The organism is Streptomyces alanosinicus (genome assembly GCF_014650595.1).
GTDB classification, from domain to species: Bacteria; Actinomycetota; Actinomycetes; order Streptomycetales; family Streptomycetaceae; genus Streptomyces; species Streptomyces alanosinicus.
On record NZ_BMVG01000008.1, the window covers coordinates 48841 to 64439 of the forward strand.

General features: G+C 70.7%; 15 protein-coding genes. 8 read left to right on the top strand and 7 right to left on the bottom strand.

All coding sequences use genetic code 11. From position 1 onward, the window contains the following. The first annotated feature begins 197 nt into the window (after positions 1–197). The 3 genes from IE277_RS19065 to IE277_RS19075 are packed head-to-tail and all read left to right on the top strand — an operon-like array spanning position 198 to position 3426. Positions 198–1604, top strand: coding sequence for an ABC transporter substrate-binding protein (locus IE277_RS19065; protein ID WP_189953982.1), 1407 nt, complete (start codon positions 198–200; stop codon positions 1602–1604). Positions 1605–1636: 32 nt separating this feature from the next. Next, positions 1637–2581: a carbohydrate ABC transporter permease gene (locus IE277_RS19070; RefSeq protein WP_189953983.1), complete on the top strand. Its 945-nt coding sequence runs from the start codon at positions 1637–1639 to the stop codon at positions 2579–2581. Continuing rightward, positions 2581–3426, top strand: a complete 846-nt coding sequence (locus IE277_RS19075; protein WP_189953986.1) for a carbohydrate ABC transporter permease — start codon at positions 2581–2583, stop codon at positions 3424–3426. The genes IE277_RS19070 and IE277_RS19075 overlap by 1 nt, the downstream gene beginning before the upstream one ends. Positions 3427–3478: 52 nt before the next feature. Here IE277_RS19075 and IE277_RS19080 read toward each other — a convergent pair whose 3' ends face one another. The 3 genes from IE277_RS19080 to IE277_RS19090 form a co-directional block, all read right to left on the bottom strand. After that, the gene (locus tag IE277_RS19080) at positions 3479–5053 is read right to left on the bottom strand and encodes an alpha/beta hydrolase (protein ID WP_189953988.1); all 1575 of its coding nucleotides are present in this window, start codon (positions 5051–5053) and stop codon (positions 3479–3481) included. Positions 5054–5287: 234 nt separating this feature from the next. Beyond that, entirely contained in the window at positions 5288–6823 is a 1536-nt protein-coding gene (locus IE277_RS19085; RefSeq protein ID WP_189953989.1) for a serine/threonine-protein kinase, read from the bottom strand. 384 nt (positions 6824–7207) lie between these two features. After that, positions 7208–7429 carry a hypothetical protein gene (locus IE277_RS19090; RefSeq protein WP_189953991.1) on the bottom strand — a complete coding sequence of 74 codons (222 nt, stop codon included), beginning with the start codon at positions 7427–7429 and terminating at the stop codon, positions 7208–7210. Between the two features lie 32 nt (positions 7430–7461). Here IE277_RS19090 and IE277_RS19095 point away from each other — a divergent pair, with 32 nt between their 5' ends. The 3 genes from IE277_RS19095 (at position 7462) to IE277_RS19105 (ending at position 8702) form a co-directional block, all read left to right on the top strand. After that, complete coding sequence (locus tag IE277_RS19095) at positions 7462–7785, top strand: hypothetical protein (protein ID WP_189953993.1); 324 nt, start codon at positions 7462–7464, stop codon at positions 7783–7785. Next, positions 7782–8147 carry a hypothetical protein gene (locus IE277_RS19100; RefSeq protein WP_189953995.1) on the top strand — a complete coding sequence of 122 codons (366 nt, stop codon included), beginning with the start codon at positions 7782–7784 and terminating at the stop codon, positions 8145–8147. Before IE277_RS19095 ends, IE277_RS19100 begins: the two co-directional genes overlap by 4 nt. Before the next feature lie 126 nt (positions 8148–8273). Then, positions 8274–8702, top strand: coding sequence for a hypothetical protein (locus tag IE277_RS19105; RefSeq protein ID WP_189953996.1), 429 nt, complete (start codon positions 8274–8276; stop codon positions 8700–8702). On the opposite strand, the gene IE277_RS19110 is transcribed toward IE277_RS19105, so the two are convergent. Together IE277_RS19110 and IE277_RS19115 are read right to left on the bottom strand one after the other, a co-directional pair. Further along, entirely contained in the window at positions 8692–9933 is a 1242-nt protein-coding gene (locus IE277_RS19110) for a winged helix DNA-binding domain-containing protein (protein ID WP_189953998.1), read from the bottom strand. The genes IE277_RS19105 and IE277_RS19110 overlap by 11 nt on opposite strands. A gap of 4 nt (positions 9934–9937) precedes the next feature. Continuing rightward, the gene (locus IE277_RS19115) at positions 9938–10657 is read right to left on the bottom strand and encodes an NADPH-dependent F420 reductase (protein WP_189954000.1); all 720 of its coding nucleotides are present in this window, start codon (positions 10655–10657) and stop codon (positions 9938–9940) included. A gap of 93 nt (positions 10658–10750) precedes the next feature. On the opposite strand from IE277_RS19115, the gene IE277_RS19120 reads away from it, so the two are divergent. Beyond that, a complete protein-coding gene (locus IE277_RS19120; protein WP_189954003.1) occupies positions 10751–11713 on the top strand; it encodes a helix-turn-helix transcriptional regulator in 963 nt (320 codons plus the stop codon). Positions 11714–11749: 36 nt separating this feature from the next. Here IE277_RS19120 and IE277_RS19125 read toward each other — a convergent pair whose 3' ends face one another. Then, the gene (locus tag IE277_RS19125) at positions 11750–13078 is read right to left on the bottom strand and encodes a C1 family peptidase (protein ID WP_189954004.1); all 1329 of its coding nucleotides are present in this window, start codon (positions 13076–13078) and stop codon (positions 11750–11752) included. Positions 13079–13310: 232 nt separating this feature from the next. Here IE277_RS19125 and IE277_RS19130 point away from each other — a divergent pair, with 232 nt between their 5' ends. Next, positions 13311–14153, top strand: a complete 843-nt coding sequence (locus IE277_RS19130) for a lipocalin-like domain-containing protein (RefSeq protein WP_189954005.1) — start codon at positions 13311–13313, stop codon at positions 14151–14153. A gap of 33 nt (positions 14154–14186) precedes the next feature. On the opposite strand, the gene IE277_RS19135 is transcribed toward IE277_RS19130, so the two are convergent. Further along, positions 14187–15356 (bottom strand): carboxylate-amine ligase, encoded by a 1170-nt coding sequence (locus IE277_RS19135; protein WP_189954006.1) that lies wholly within the window; start codon positions 15354–15356, stop codon positions 14187–14189. Positions 15357–15599 lie beyond the last annotated feature (243 nt).

The following is a 15599-nucleotide window of genomic DNA, read 5'->3' on the forward strand; positions in this document are numbered from 1 at the left end:
GCCCCCACGGTTTCTGCTCGATTGAGCATATAGACCTCATGCGTTCAGGTACTTCCATTAAAGGCCACGCCAAGCCGACGTCAATGGAATCGCGGGGATGAGGCCAAAGAGGAGCGAATAGCGCTCATCCGAGCACAATGGCGTGCCGGGTGCATCCGGCCGTCGTTGTACACCGGAACAGCGAGGAGTACTCCACGATGCGATTCCCGAGAACCCGGCGGCTCCGGAAAAGCCGACGATTGCCGGAAAACCGACGACGACGCGCCGCCGCGGCCCTCGCCGCGGTCCTGGCCGGGCTGTCGCCGGCGGCCGGCTGCGCCGGGGCCGGGGCGATCGGCGGCGGCTCCGGGGCGGGCACCACGATCACGGTGGCCATCGTCGCCAACCCGCAGATGCAGGACGTTCAGAAACTCACCCCGTACTTCGAGCACCGCCACCCGGGCGTCCACGTCCGGTACGTCACGCTGCCGGAGAACGTGGCCCGCCAGAAGATCACCGAATCGGTGGCGACCGGCGGCAAGGAGTTCGACGTGGTGATGATCAGCAACTACGAGACGCCGATGTGGGCGAGGAACGGCTGGCTGGTGGACCTCCAGCCGTACGCCGACCGCACACCGGGATACGACCCCGGCGACTTCATCCGCCCGATCCGGCAGTCCCTGTCCTATCGGGGTGAGCTGTACTCGGTGCCGTTCTACGGCGAGTCGTCGTATCTGATGTACCGCAAGGATCTCCTCGCCGCCCGTCATCTGACCATGCCCGCCGCGCCCACCTGGGAGCAGGTCGCCGCACTGGCCCGCAAGCTGAACGACCCGGCGCACCGCGTCGCCGGGATCTGTCTGCGCGGGGTCCCCGGCTGGGGCGAGAACCTGGCTCCGCTGGACACAGTGATCAACACCTTCGGCGGACGCTGGTACGACCTGGGATGGAACGCCCGGCTCACCTCGCCGGAGGTGACGAAAGCGGTCGGTTTCTACACCGGTCTGCTCCGTACGGCCGGCGAACCGGGCGCGGCCACCGCCGGATACACCGAGTGCGGTACGGACATGGCGCAGGGCAATGCCGCACTGTGGTATGACGCGACCGTGGCGGCCGGTTCGCTGGAGGACCCGGGCAGCAGCAAGGTCGTCGGCAGGATCGGCTACGCGTCCGCCCCCGTCGAACGGACCGCGTCCTCGGGGTGGCTCTACTCCTGGTCGCTGGCGATCCCCGGGACCAGCCGGCACCGGGACGCCGCCTGGCAGTTCATGGCGTGGGCGACCTCCAAGCAGTACATCCGGTTCGTCGGCGGCAGGCTCGGCTGGTCGCACGTACCACCGGGAAGCCGTGTCTCGACGTACCGGATCCCGCAGTACGCCAGGGCCGCCGCCTTCGCCGAGCCCACCCTGCGGGCGATCGGCGCCGCCGATCCCGAACACCCCACCGTGGAGCCCGTCCCGTACACCGGAGTGCAGTTCCTGGACATCCCCGAGTTCCAGGACCTCGGCACCCGGGTCAGCCAGCAGATCACCGCGGTGATCGCCGGGCGGAAGTCGGTGCGGGCCGCCCTGGCCCAGTCACAGCAGTACGCCCAGACCGTCGGCCGGACCTACCGGCACCGGTGACCGCTCCCACCCCCGCCGTCCGAGGAGGCGCCATGGCGACGCTCGCCCCGTCCAGCCCCGTTCCCCTGACGCCCGGCAGGCCGTCGTCACGGCTGTCGGCCGGCGAGGCATGGCGGCGCCGGCTGCCGCTGAGCCCGGCACTGCTCCTGATGATCATCGTCACCCAGATCCCGTTCGTCTTCACGGTGCTCTTCTCGTTCCAGTCCTGGAATCTGGTCCGGCCCCACTCCCGGCACTGGGTGGGCCTGAGCAATTACAGCGATGTCTTCACCGACAGTGCCTTCCGGGACGCGCTGTTCACCGAGATCGAGATGACCCTGCTGGCGGTGGCCGTCTCGATGGCGCTGGGCGTCGGCCTGGCCGTGCTGCTGGACCGCGAGTTCCCCGGCCGGGCCATGGTCAGAACGCTGCTGATCGCCCCGTTCCTGATCATGCCGACGGTGGCGGGGCTGCTGTGGAGGACCACGATGCTCGACCCGGTGTACGGCATCGTCAACTTCCTGCTGCGCCTGGCCGGGATCGCTCCGGTCGATTTCGTCAGCCGGTTCCCGATGGCGTCGATCGTCACGGTGCTGGTGTGGCAGTGGACGCCCTTCATGGCGCTGATCGTCCTCGCGGGACTGCAGAGCCAGTCCGGCGACGTGCTGGAGGCCGCCCAGATCGACGGCGCCGGGCCCTGGACCACTTTCCGGGCCATCACCGTGCCGCACCTGCGGCCCTACATCGAACTGGGTGTGCTGCTCGGCGCGATCTATCTGATCAACACCTTCGACGTGATCTTCATGATGACGCAGGGCGGGCCGGGCACGGCGACCACCAATCTGCCGTACTACCTCTACCAGCGCGCGTTCCTCGGCTTCGACGTCGGGCAGGCCTCGGCACTCGGCGTCGTCACCGTGGCCGGGACCGTCGTCGTCGCCTCGATCGCGCTGCGCATGCTCTTCACCGTCTTCGGCACCACCGAAGGGAGGGCGTGATGAGCGCCGTCGAACCCTCCGCCCGCCGCGTCAAGCGCCTGCTGGGACAGAGCGCCTGGACGGCCGGTGCCTGGCTGGCGGGGCTGATGTTCTTCTTTCCCGTGCTCTGGATGGCGCTGACCGCCTTCAAGCAGGAGTCCGACGCCTACACCACCACCCCGCATCTCGTCTTCTCCCCCACCCTCGACCAGTTCCGGGCGGTGTTCTCCAGCGGCATCGGCCCGTATCTGGCCAACTCTGCGCTGGCGACCGCGCTTTCCACGCTTCTCGTGCTCGCGATCGGGGTGCCGGCCGCCTACGCCCTGTCGATCCGTTCGGTCCGCAGATGGCGCGACGCGCTGTTCTTCTTCATCTCCACCAAGATGCTCCCCGTCGTCGCCGCCATCGTGCCGATCTATCTCGCCGTACGCGACATCGGCGCCCTGGACGACATCGGCACTCTCATCGTGCTGTACACGGCGATGAACCTGCCGATCGCGGTGTGGATGCTGCGCTCGTTCTTCCTCGAAGTCCCCGGCGAGGTTCTGGAGGCGGCCCGGGTCGACGGCGCGACCCAGCGCCAGGAGATCACCCAGGTGCTGCTGCCGATGGTCGCGCCCGGTATCGCGGCGACCGCGCTGATCTGCGTGATCTTCTCCTGGAACGAGTTCTTCCTCGCCCTCAATCTCACCTCCGTCCGGGCCGCCACCATGCCCGTGTTCCTGATCGGCTTCATGACCAGCGAGGGCCTCTACTGGGCCCGGCTCGCCGCCGCCGCGAGCCTGGCCTGCCTGCCCGTCCTGCTCGCCGGCTGGATCGCCCAGAAGCAGCTTGTCCGCGGGCTGTCCATGGGAGCGGTGAAGTGAACCGGAGCCTTCTCCCCTTCTCGGCTTGTCAGCTGTTCAGCGTCTCCGCCTATCAGCCGGGGCAGTTGGCCGCGTCCTCGGGAAGGCGTCCGCCGACGAGGTAGGCGTCGACGACGCGATCCGTGCACGCGGACGGGGTCTGCGAGGCGTACGCCCCATGCCCCTGGCCGGTCCGCACCAGCAGTGAGCTGTGCGCCAACTGCCGGTGCACGGCCCGGGCGTTCTCCAGCGGGGTCTGCGGGTCATCGGTGTACGACACCAGCAGCACCGGCGGCGCGGTCCGCGCCGTGATCGGCTCGGTCTTCCCGGTCGCGGCGACGGGCCAGGTCGCGCAGTCGAGCATCTGCCAAGCGAAGCCACGTCCGAACAGGGGCGACTTCCTGGCGAACTCATCGGCCGTGTCGAGCATCTCCCGCGGGGACGTCGGCGCGCCGCGGGAGTCCAGGCACAGGACGGCCGCGTTGCCCATGGCTTCGGTCCGCTCCTGTTTCTCCTGCTGCGGCGTCGTCTCGTCCGCGCCGCCCGTACCGTCCTCACCGGCCCCCGCGGCGCCTTCCTCGTCCATGCGGTCGAAGGCACCGGCGTCACCGTGCGTGGCGGCCACCAGGGCATCGGTCAGCGGTCTCCAGTTCTCCTGGCGGGTCGCCGTACGCAGGTGTGCGGAGACGGTGGAATCGGTCAGCCGTCGGCCCTCGGGGCCCGTCAGCGGCGAGCGCTCCAGATCCGCGACAAGGCCGGTGATCCGCTGGATGACGTCCTCGGGTGTGGCTCCCAGGCGCAGATCGCCCTGGGCGACGAGATGGCCGGCATAGCGACGCAGCGCCTCCTCGGCGGTCCTGACGTCGAGGAGGGCGACCTGCCGCATGTCGCGGGCCGGGTTGACGACACCGTCGAGAACCATGCGACCGACCTTGTCGGGGAACAGCTTCATGTACTGCTGGCCGAGGAACGTGCCGTACGAGATGCCCGTGTAGTTGAGCCTGCGGTCCCCCAGAACGCTGCGCAGGACGTCCAGGTCGCGTGCGACGCTCACGCTGTCCATGTGCGCGAGGACCATGCCGCTGCCCTTCTGGCAGGACCGGGCGAGGCCACGGGCCGCGGCGAAGGCCTTCTCCGCCTCCGCGACGGTCCGGGGTGTGTCTTCGGGCTCCTGCGGCGCCCCGTCGGGGCATTCGATGGGCGAGGAGGCGCCCAGACCACGCGGGTCGAAGCCGACCAGGTCGTAGCGGGCGCGCGCCTCCTTGCCGGCCTGCCAGCTGCCTTCGGCCACGTCCACGGCGCCCGGGGCACCGGGGCCGCCGGGGTTGTAGAGCAGTGAGCCGAGCCTGCGGCCGTGGTCCTGTGCCTTGACCCGGGACACCCGCAGCTTGAGGGTGTCCGTGCCGGGGGCCGCGTAGTCGACGGGCACCTCGACCCAGCCGCACTCCGCACCGGCGACCGGCTCGGACGTGATGCCCTGGCAGCCCGCCCAGTCGATCTTCTGCTGGGTGAAGCGGGCGGGCAGCCGCGGCAGGGACGTGCCCCGGGTGCCGTCCTCGCGCCGCGGGTCGGCGCCACGTTCGGCGGAACACGCCGTCACCATCAGGGTGGCAACGGCGAGGACGCCGGCGGTTCGGGGCAGGGACATCCCTCGCGGCATGCGCATCGTCGTTCTCGCTCTCTCGTCCCCCGAGAAATGCGCCGTCACGGCCGGGGAACCCGGGGCACCGCCACTGTCACCCGCGGAGTCGGCGACCGGATCCCACCGGGGTCACACCGGCCCGGCGGTCCCGTGACAGCCCGTCGCCCTCCACCGCTCAGCTCGGTAACACCGCAGGTCGGAGCGCGCGCCCTGGGTCCTCCTGCCGATGACCGCAGTCCGCTATCCCTTGAGGCGGACTCCGTTGACCGCGTTGTCGAAGACCGGCCGGTACTGGCTCCACTGATCGTTGGGCGCGGAGAGGTAGATCACGTACTGGGTGCCGTCGGCGCCGCTGAAGGACAGCTCGACCGCCCGGTATTTCCGCACCCTGCCCTGGAACGTGAACTCCCAGTACCCCGCGGGCCGCCCCCGGAACGTCGTCCGGTCCATCCTGACCCGTTCATAGCCCGGGTTGTCGCGACGCGTCTGGGCCTCTTCGGTGTCCCGCCAGTGCCGGACCGGGTCGTCGCCCGCGAACTGGACGACGTTGATCCGCAGACCGGCCAGCCCCGAGATGTAGCCGACCTCCCCGCCGGGCATGTCCTTGTACTTCCAGCCGTCCGCCACGGGGACGGAGATGCCCTGGGCCGCCTGTTCGAGGCGGTACCCGTGGGGCAGCGGTGGCACCGAGGACGAGGAGGCACTCGGGCTCGCCGGGCCGCTCGATGTGCCGGCCCCGGACGCACCGCCCGACGCGGCGTCACCACGCCCGAGCCAGAGCGCTCCGCCCGCCGCCGTGGCGGCCACCAGCACGGCCGGGACGATCAGCAGGGCTCTACGGCGGCCACGCCTACCGCCGGGCGCAGAGGCCGGAGCCGGTGCCGGAGCGGGAGGCGTGGGGCTGTCGACACGCGTCTCCCTGCGCGTCGCCGTGTCAGAGGGGGCCGCCGTGTGCTGTGCGGCCGCGCTGCCCAGGAGGCGCTCGGCCTCCTCGGCGTCCATGCGCCGGCCGGGTTCCTTCAGCAGCAGGCGCTCGATCACCGGGGTGAGGTGCCCGGCGTTGCTCGCGGGCGGGCACTCCTCCGTGGCGATGGCGTACGCCGTCTCGATCGGAGTGTCCCGCTGGAACGGCGTGGACCCCTGGACCGCCTGGAACAGGGTCGCGCCGAGGGCCCACAGGTCGGACGCGGGGCCGGGCTCGGCGATCCCGGTCCGCAGGCGCTCCGGTGCGAGGTAGTGGATCGAGCCGACCAGTTCGCCGGTCTTGGTCAGTGACGGCGTTCCCGGCTCCACGGCGATACCGAAGTCGGTGAGGACGATCCGTCCGTCGTCCCCGAGGAGGACATTGGCGGGCTTGATGTCCCGGTGCACCACTCCCACCTGGTGCGCGGCGCGCAACGCGGCGGCCATGGCGCGGCCGATGCGGGCCGCCTCGGCGGGCGGCAGCGTGCCCTGCCGCTTGAGGACGTCACTCAAGGTGAGCGAGGGTATGTACTCCATGACGATGCACGGCAGCCCCTCGTCATCGACGACGTCGTGGACCACGATCACATGGGGGTGGGTGATCCGGGCGGCGCTGCGGGCCTCCCGGCGGGTGCGCTCGTGGAGCCGCTGGACCTCGTCGTCGTGCAGATGCAGCGGGACGTGCAGTTTCTTCACCGCCACGTGTCGGCCGAGCAGTTCGTCCTCGGCCCGCCACACGGTACCCATTCCGCCGCGGCCCACACGCTCCACCAACCGGTATCGGTTGGCTATGAGCCGCCCCAGATCCGACACCGTGGCACCTCCCCCTCCTCGCACGCCTCAGCATGCACAACATTTGCGGAAGCACCCTAACGCGAACTGGACACGCTACGCGTGACCCGTCCACCCAGGGCATTCCCGAACGTGCTGACGAGCGAGCGGCGGCAACGCACACATACCGCCGGGTTTGCAATCGGCGACCGTCCGCACCGGTGGGAGTCTCCGCGTCGCCGCCGGGAATCGAGGCGCGGTCACCGGGCATGGGCGCCGCCCTCCGTAACACCGTCGAGGCGGCCGTAACACCTGGTCGAGGCGGCACCGCGTCGGCCGCAGGAGTCCGTGGACGTCGACACGGCCCTGTCCTCGCCCGATCTGCCCGATGAGGCACTCATCGCGGGGCTGCGTCTGCCGGCCACGTCAAGGCGGGATGACCAAGGACCACGCGATCCCAGAGCCCGCAGGAAACAGATCGCGGCGGCCGCGATCGAACTCCGCTGGCGCCGTCTCCCGGCCATGCTCGACTACGCCGCTCTCTTCGCGGCCGAGGCATCCGTACGCGACCTGGCGATCGAGGCGCTCCAGCGCACCGTGCTCGACATCCGCACCGCGCCGGCCACGGATCTTCCGCCGCTCCAGCATCCGCTCCTCATGGTCGAGCGGACTGCCCGAGCATGGGCCGGCGCACCCAGGCGGTCCTGTGGCACACCGTCGTACAGCGGGACGACGTCCTCACCGCGGGGCGGTCCCTCGGTGTACCTCCCAGCAGAGTTCCCCGCCTGCGACGCAGTGCCCTCGAAGCGCTCCGTCACGCCTGTCTGTACCTCCACTGTCTGTACCTCCACGCCGAGCGGTCCGCCGGCGAGCACTGCCGTGCTTTCGGCGCCCTCCTGGAAGCCGCGACCCGCGGCGGGGGCGCGTACCCGAGTGTCGATCTCGACCGGCATCTGGCCGACTGCCGGGAGTGCTCCCGCTCCCACGCCGAGCGACCGCCATGAACCGACGGCCCGGCGCGGTACTGGCCGAGGCCCTGCTCCCCTGGGGCGGCACCGCGTTCGCCGCCGCCAGAAGGAGGCCCGGCACCCGCGCTTCCACGGCCGCCGCAGCCGCGGGGTCCGGGGTGCCGTCGCGCCCCGCCGGCCACGCCCGGCCGCGTACGGCACAGACACCGGGTCTGTTGCCCTGGCTGCGTCCGCTCGCCCGCGCGTGCCCGGCGGTGAGCGTCGCCGCGGCCGCGGGACTCCTCGCGGCGGCCGCCCTCGTCATCCAGCTGCCCGTGATCGGCCATGGCACCGGCACCGCCGGTCCCACGCCCACCGCAGGCAGCGTCCGGTCCGCGTGCGACAGCGAAAGGAGATGACGGGCCCCCTACAGCAGTGGCCGGAAGTGACTGCACCCAGGAATGCGGGCGTCGATCCGGGCCGAGCAAGCCCTTCCCCCGGCCCAAGGAGCCGGGCGCTCCCGCCGTGCCCCTATGATCATGCGCATGTCGGCCCTCCGTGAACGTTCCGCTCTCAGTCAACTGGCCCCCGGCGAGCAGCTCCTGTTGTATGCCTCCGTCGTGCCCGCCAAGAGCGCCAAAGGCATCGGCGGCGGTGTCGGCGGGGCCATCGCCAACCAGTTCGTCAGCCATATCGGCGCGGAGTCCAGCCGGGCCGGCAGCATCGCCGCGGGGATGCCGAGCACCTCGGGCGCGCTGCTGCTCCGCGTGACCGACCAGCGTGTCGGGCTGGTCAAGCCCCTGGACGGCACCCCGGTGTGGGAGGTGCCGCGGCCCTGGGTGGCCCGGGTCGAGCGCCGGCCCCGCCTGCAGCTGATGGCCCGCTTCCGGCTGCACTACGCCGACGGCTCCTGGCACGCGTTCCTCACCATGCGGCGCCGTACGATCGAGCAGTTCCGCTCGCTCATCGGCTGACCTCGCGCCGGGGTCGGCCGGCGAGGCCGCGTTCGAGGGGAGTGCGGTAGCAGGGGGTGACACGGGTGCCGTCGAGGAACGTGAGGAGGCGCTGGATCTCGGCCTCGATGGCGGCGCGTGCCTGACGGCCGGGGTCGGTCAGCAGGTGGTGGTTGATGTGCCCCTGCGCGTGCTGGGCCCAGGTGCCGATGACACGGCCGTTCCACCAGATGGTGGGGCCGATGTTGCCGTTGCGGTCGAAGAGGGCCTTGGTGTGGTCCGGGTCGAGGTACCAGTCGCGGTGTCGCCAGCCCATGGGGGTGGGGTCCAGGCTGGGCAGCAGGGCCACCGCGGGCTCGGGACCCGCATTGTCCTCGGAGGCGTCGAAATGCCCGAGGCGCTCCAGGCTCGCGAGGTCCTCGGGCAGGAGATAGCCCGTACCCTCGTCGAGTTCCACGGCCTGCGCGCCCGTGGCCGCGATGGCCTTGCGGGTGTCGGAGACGGTCCACCCCGTCCACCACTTCATGTCCTCGGCCGTCACCGGGCCGAACGCGCCGATGTAGTGACGGGCGAGCATGGTCTTCGCCTCCGCTTCGGGGATACGCGGCAGGGGGCGGGCGGGGGCCCAGCGGAACTGGGCGGAGGTCCAGGAGCCGTTCGGCCGGGTCCGGCGGATACGTCCCTGCGCCGCCAGCAGCCCCAGGACGGATGTGCCGGCGCGCTGCCGGGACTCGTATGGCTTGCCGCGGGAGATGACGATCTGCTCGCGCAAGTCGGGTATGTCGACGGCGAGTTGAGCGGCGGTGGCGCCACCGCGCGCGGCCAGGGCCGCCAGAACGGCCTGCTCCACCAGGACGCGGCGGCGCTCGTCCCAGCCGAAGGCCTCGCTCAACTGAGCCACGGCCTGGGCACGGTGGGTGTCTCGGGTGGTGGCGGACTGGACCGCCGGGGCGAGCGGGGCGGGGACGACGAACATGGTGCGGCGCATACAGCGGATCCGCTCCAGTCCGGGAACCCCGTCCGGGGCGTGGTAGAGCGAGTGGTCGATGGCGGCCGCCGTGGGGGCATGCATACGGGCCGCGGCGGACAGATAGACGGTTGCGGGGTCGGTGGCGTGCAGACCGACCAGCGCGTCGACGACCGCCCCGGCCGTGTCCTTGCGCGCACGAGGTGCCAGAAGGTGACGGAGGACGAGGCGGGCGCGGCGCTGAGCGGCGGTGACGCGCGGCAGTACGGTCGTTCCAGCGGTCATGGTGTCACCGGACGACCTTGATGCCGAAATGGCCGCCGAACCGCTGGCCCAGGCCGAAGCCGATGGCGGAGTGCAGGTGCGCGTACATCTCCATGCCGCGCGCGCTGACGAGTGGGCCGAGATCGAGGATGTCCGTCCAGCCGTAGGACGTGAGCAAGTCGACGGTCTGCCGCTTGGCGTCCTCGTGGTCACCGGCGACGAACATGGTGTGCTCCCCACCGCCGACGCTCTTGGGGTCGACGACGGTGCTCTGCTCCTGGGTGACGAAGGACTTCACGACCTTCGTCCGGGGCAGGGCACGCTGGATCCGCTCACCGAGGCTGTCGGTGTCCACCGGCTCCAGCTTCGGCATGATCCCCCACGGGGTCGGCCAGGGGTGCTCCGGCTCATGCCGATAGATGAACGGCACCGCGTAGTCGATCAGGGTCTTGCCGGCGAGCTGGTCGGCGATGGCGGACAGCGCCCGGACGGCGTTGTGGCCGTCGATGCCGTTGATGACCACGCCGTCGGAGGCGGCCGCGGCGTCACCGAACGTGTGCAGCTGCGCACCGGGGTGTTCGGCGAGGAATCCCGCGAGGGGCGGGGTGCCCATCATGTCGGGTTCGGTACGGGCCAGTGTGACCGCCGGTTCGCGGGTGCCGACCAGCACTTCGTGACCGAGTTCGCCCAGCTTGGCGATGTGACAGCGGGCACCGCCGCCGGTACCGAGAACAGCGATCTTCATGAGGAAACCTCCCGTTTTGCTCCGTGCGGACAGGTCCACCGTAGGGTCATTTCAGGACAGGTCCTGTCCTTTGACCACGGCATCATGGAATTCATGACGAGCGACATGACCGCCCGGATGCTGCGGCTGCTGTCCTTGCTGCAGACCCGCCGTGAGTGGGCCGGCGCCGATCTCGCGGAACGTCTCGACGTCACCGTCCGCACCGTCCGCCGCGACATCGACCGGCTGCGCGAACTGGGCTATCCCGTCGCCAGTGCCCGCGGGCACGCCGGCGGCTACCGCCTCACCTCGGGCAGCGACCTGCCGCCGCTCCTCCTCGACGACGAGGAGGCCATCGCCATCGCCGTCGCCCTGCGCACCACGGCCGGCGGTCTGGCCCGGATCGAGGAGAGCGCCCTGCGCGCCCTGGCCAAGCTGGAGCAGGTCCTTCCCCAGCGGCTGCGCGTACAGGTCGCCGCCCTTCAGACCTCCCTCGCCGGCATCACCTGGGAAGAGCGGGGGCCGCGTGTCGACCCGGCGCTCCTGGCCGGACTCGCCGTCGCCTGCCGTGACCACGAGATCGTCACCTTCGGCTACACCACCCGCCATGGCACCGCCGGCGCACGCCGGGCCGAGCCCTGTCATCTGGTCGATTCCGGTGGCCTGTGGTATCTCCTGGCGCACGAGCTCGACAAGGAGGACTGGCGTCTGTTCCGTCTCGACCGCATCAGCGACGTCACGCCCACCGGGCGCCGTGTCGCGCCCCGTCCCGTGCCCGGCGACGATCCCACCGCCTTCGTCGCCGCCCGGCTCTCCGCCGCACCGACCCGCTATCGCGCCGTCGCCACCGTCCACGCCTCGGCGGACCACGTGCGCACCCACAGCCGCGGCCTGGCTACCCGCCTCCAGCCCATCGACGCCCGCAGCTGCCGCGTCGATGCCTCCGACGACCATCTGCCCCGCATCGCCCAGACCCTGGCCGGCCTCGACACCGACTACACCCTCGACGCCGACCCGGACGTCCTCGCCCATCTCCGCACCGCCGCGCACCGCGCCCTGCGCGCCACGGGCACCTGACCGGCAGGGCCACGCGCAACCGTGACGGCGGACGGCTCAGTCGGCGAGGGCGCCCATGGGGTCCCAGGCGGGGAGGACGATCGGCGGCTGGTCGAGGGCCGCTGCCAGCTCCGGCGGCAGCGCGCAACGCCGGACCGCGATCTCGAAGACATGCTCGCCGAACCATGAGTCGTTCATGGTCCAGAAGCCCTTGTCGGCCTTCTCCTCGCCCCAGCTGTTCTCCACCCGCCAGCGGCGCGGGCTGCCGTCCACCACATCGACGCCCGTGAACAGCATCGCGTGGGTCATCTGTGTGTCGTGGTACAGCAGCCGGGTGGCCTTGTCCATGGTGAAGGGGGCGTCGTACACGGCCGCGTAGTCGAAGAGCGCGGCGTCCCAGACACCGGCGTCCGAGCGCATCATCTTGGTCACGTCGCAGCCGAACCACACCGGCTCACCGCCGACGACCGATTCCATCGTCAGCCGTTTCAGCAGCTCCATCGGCACATTGAGATAGACCACCGGCGGAGCGTCCACGACATTGCCCAGGTACTCCACGGTGAAGGTACGGCCGACCGGGCTGGATTCGCGCGGGTCGTGCACCAGACAGACGTACTCCTCCAGCGGGAGCTGCACATACGAGGCGGCGAACTCGGCCGGGGTGAGCCAGCCGTCGCGGTGGAACGTCTTGTCCTTGTCCTCCCACTGCCACAGGAAGCGCTGCGGAGGAGTGCCGAGGTGAATGCTCAGGACCCGGTGGACGGCGGCCAGCACCTCACGCTTGCGCTCCCGCTGCGCCGCGACTCCCTGGGCGGCCGCCTCGCGCAGGTCGTGGGCGCCCTGACGGAGGAGGGTCTTCAGGGACCGGTTCATCGCCCGGGTGGCGGAGGAACTGTCGGTCTCCGGCATGGCCGACTTGGGCACCAGGCCGTGCTTGGCGACCAGCGCCACGAACATGTTCCACTGCCCGCCGTCACCGATCGGGTCCGCCAGCAGATGTGCGACCGTACGGTCGTCCACATCCCGGTCCGAGGTTTCGATGACCGCTTCGAGGACGTGGTTCGCCCGCTCGAACTTGTCCCACCACAGCAGGTAGTTCTGGGAGAACTCGAAGTCCTTCAGGCCCAGTTGCCGCGCGGCGCCCACCCGGAGCAGGTTGAGCCCGGCGAACATCCAGCAGCGCCCGCTCTGCTTCTGGTTGGTGGCCTTCCAGTCGTCCAGGTGGTGGGAGACCGAGTGGTCGATGCCGGTGAGGATCCGGCGGTCGAGGGCCACCTCGTCCACCGGCGTCTGGGTGACGGCGTTCTGCATCAGCCGGTTCACCGGCCTGGCGGCGAACTCCTTCTCGAACACTTCGAGCTGATCTGGAGTCAGACTGCGATCCATGGCGGGGCCGGAGTCATCGTTTCCGAAAGTCACAGCTTTCTGCCTCCAGGTGCCAGTGATTTCGACAGGACCGCACCCTCAACGTTGCACGGCCGTTCGGCCGGAGTCAACGGAGCGGGGAAGGTGAGCCGCCGCCGCGCCGCCCCGCGTCCGTATCGCACAAACCGTTCAGCGCGATCACTTTGATTGAATGTGATCAGGCGGCAACAGCCGCCCGCTACAAGGAGATTCGATGACCACGACCCGCCCCGCACTGATCGACGCCGCCGGAGATCTCACCCCGACCTCACCCGACAACACGGACTCCTGGTGGTTCTGCGCGAAGGTGCACGACCAGGAGAAGGTCTTCTGGGTGAAGATCCACGCGATGATCATGCAGGGCGGCTGCCTCAGCACAGTGGCCCTGCTGGAGGACGGAGGCGGCCACGCGAGCGGCAGGCACACCGGCGAAGCCGTTGACGATGTGAAGATCTCCGCGGACTCCCTCCATGTGCAGACGTCCGTCCTGACCGTGAGCGGAGATCTGGACCGGCTGGAGATCTCGGGCACGACGGACACCGCGACGATCCGGCTCTCCCTGCGCCGCGAGACACCTGTCCTCTACAACGGCGGCGGTGGGGTGTTCCCCTTCTTCGGCGGGACGACCGGGCAGTACGCGCTGCCCGGCCTGACCACTTCGGGAACGATCACCGTCGACGGCGTCACTCACCAGGTCGGCGGACACACATGGCTGGACCGGCAGTGGGTCGCCGGCATCACCCAGGCGCCGCGCTTCACCTGGCTCGGGCTCGACCTCGGCGCGGGCCGGTATCTGAGCGTCTGGGACGCCGTGGGAGACGGCACGTCCTGGCTCACACAGGTCACGGCCGACGGCTCGCACCTGGTCACCCACGCCCGGCGCACCGGCCACGACGGGCACTGGGTACTGACCGTGCCCGCCCTCGACGCGTCCCTCGACATCACCCATCAGGCACTCGCCAGCGCGGAGGGCGCGTACACCGGCGCATGCCGGGTGACCGGCACGCTCGCGGGCGAGGCGGTCACCGGACACGGCTTCACGGATGTCATCGGCTGACACCGCTCGGGACTTCGCCCGCCCTGCTCCGGCTCACGGAAGCTCTACGGCGAGGTCGTCGACCACGGCCCGCAGGCCGGCCGCGTGCTGGCGCGCGACACGTCTCTGGCGAGCGGAGCCCGATCCGTTGAGCTGGACGTCGCTCAGCCAGTCGCCGACGCGCTGGTCGTCGCCGTGCCGGCTGAGGTGTGGCTCCGCCCGTTTCCACAGTTCCTCGATCAGCCGGCCGACGGCCATGGGTCCACCGTCGCGGACATGGGTGCCGGGCAGGGTGCCGGTCGGACCGTGCCGGGCGGCCTGCCAGCTCGCGGCGCGGAGCAGCAGGTCCGGGACCTCCGGTGCGCGTTCACCGGCGCGTACCGCCTCGACGGCGTGGCCGACGAGAGCGCGGACGAGCAGCGCGTAGGCGGTGGTGGTCGCGGCGTCGGGCATCACGTCCGCGACGCGTACCTCAAGGGTGGGCAGGTGCGCCGAGGGCCGGATGTGCCAGTAGAGCATGGCCGGATCCATCGCCGCACCGGTGGCCACGAGTTGGTCGACCAGCCAGGCGTAGTGGGCCGTGCCTCGCAGATAGGGCGGAGGTCCCGCCGAGGGCCACCGGCTCCAGACCATCGAGCGCCAGCTCGCGTATCCGGTGTCCACCCCGTCGCTGTACGGCGAGTTGGCGGTGAGGGCCAGCAGCAGGGGCATCCAGCCCCGTAGGTGGTTGACCGCCTGTATCGCCTCCTCCCGGTCGGCCACGCCGACGTGCACATGGCAGGAGTTCACGCCCTGCCCGTGGACCACGGGCCCGAAGCGGCGTGCGAGGGCGCGGTAGCGTGGCTGGTCGAGGACGGGCGGCGGCCCGGGGCGGCCGAGGACGGCCATGCCGCTGGGCACCAGCAGGCAGTCGTGCTCGGCCGCGGCCGCCGCCGCGCCGGCGCGTAATCGAAGGATTTCCGACTCCAGTTCGACGGCGGTGCGGCACACCGCGCTCACCGTCTCCACCTGGGACTGGGACAGTTCGGGAGTGACATGCGGTCCGCCGAGGTGGGCCCGGGCGGCGCCCACGACGGAAGGGGCCCGGTACACAGCCGACCTGCTGTGCCGGTCCGCCAGGACGAACTCCTCCTCCACCCCGACCGTCGGCGGTGCGCTCGCCTCCGGCGGGAAGGCGGGTCCGCCGGCGACGGCAGGTGTCATGGCATCAAACGGCTCTGGCACGTCCAGCCCCTTCCGGAGCAGCGCATGGGCCGCTCACTGCCGAACAACGGGTGGGAAGGGCCATGCTGCGGCTTCGACGAGGCCGCGGCAAGCGGTTGCCCGGCCAGCATCGCGCCGCGCCGGCCGGCCGTGACCCATGGGACCGGCACGGATCTCCGGGAGCTGTGCGTCCCCTGTTTCTTCTCTGCCGGGATTCCTCCGGCCGCAGGCAATGATGGTTAGCTTGCCCCGGTCTTCGGACCA

Bases quoted from the DNA above. Each gene is read 5' to 3' on its own strand.
- IE277_RS19065 (WP_189953982.1), top strand. From the start codon at position 198: ATGCGATTCCCGAGAACCCGGCGGCTCCGGAAAAGCCGACGATTGCCG.
- IE277_RS19070 (WP_189953983.1), top strand. From the start codon at position 1,637: ATGGCGACGCTCGCCCCGTCCAGCCCCGTTCCCCTGACGCCCGGCAGG.
- IE277_RS19075 (WP_189953986.1), top strand. From the start codon at position 2,581: ATGAGCGCCGTCGAACCCTCCGCCCGCCGCGTCAAGCGCCTGCTGGGA.
- IE277_RS19080 (WP_189953988.1), bottom strand. From the start codon at position 5,053: ATGTCCCTGCCCCGAACCGCCGGCGTCCTCGCCGTTGCCACCCTGATG.
- IE277_RS19090 (WP_189953991.1), bottom strand. From the start codon at position 7,429: ATGCTGGAGCGGCGGAAGATCCGTGGCCGGCGCGGTGCGGATGTCGAG.
- IE277_RS19095 (WP_189953993.1), top strand. From the start codon at position 7,462: ATGGGCCGGCGCACCCAGGCGGTCCTGTGGCACACCGTCGTACAGCGG.
- IE277_RS19100 (WP_189953995.1), top strand. From the start codon at position 7,782: ATGAACCGACGGCCCGGCGCGGTACTGGCCGAGGCCCTGCTCCCCTGG.
- IE277_RS19105 (WP_189953996.1), top strand. From the start codon at position 8,274: ATGTCGGCCCTCCGTGAACGTTCCGCTCTCAGTCAACTGGCCCCCGGC.
- IE277_RS19110 (WP_189953998.1), bottom strand. From the start codon at position 9,933: ATGACCGCTGGAACGACCGTACTGCCGCGCGTCACCGCCGCTCAGCGC.
- IE277_RS19115 (WP_189954000.1), bottom strand. From the start codon at position 10,657: ATGAAGATCGCTGTTCTCGGTACCGGCGGCGGTGCCCGCTGTCACATC.
- IE277_RS19120 (WP_189954003.1), top strand. From the start codon at position 10,751: ATGACGAGCGACATGACCGCCCGGATGCTGCGGCTGCTGTCCTTGCTG.
- IE277_RS19125 (WP_189954004.1), bottom strand. From the start codon at position 13,078: ATGGATCGCAGTCTGACTCCAGATCAGCTCGAAGTGTTCGAGAAGGAG.
- IE277_RS19130 (WP_189954005.1), top strand. From the start codon at position 13,311: ATGACCACGACCCGCCCCGCACTGATCGACGCCGCCGGAGATCTCACC.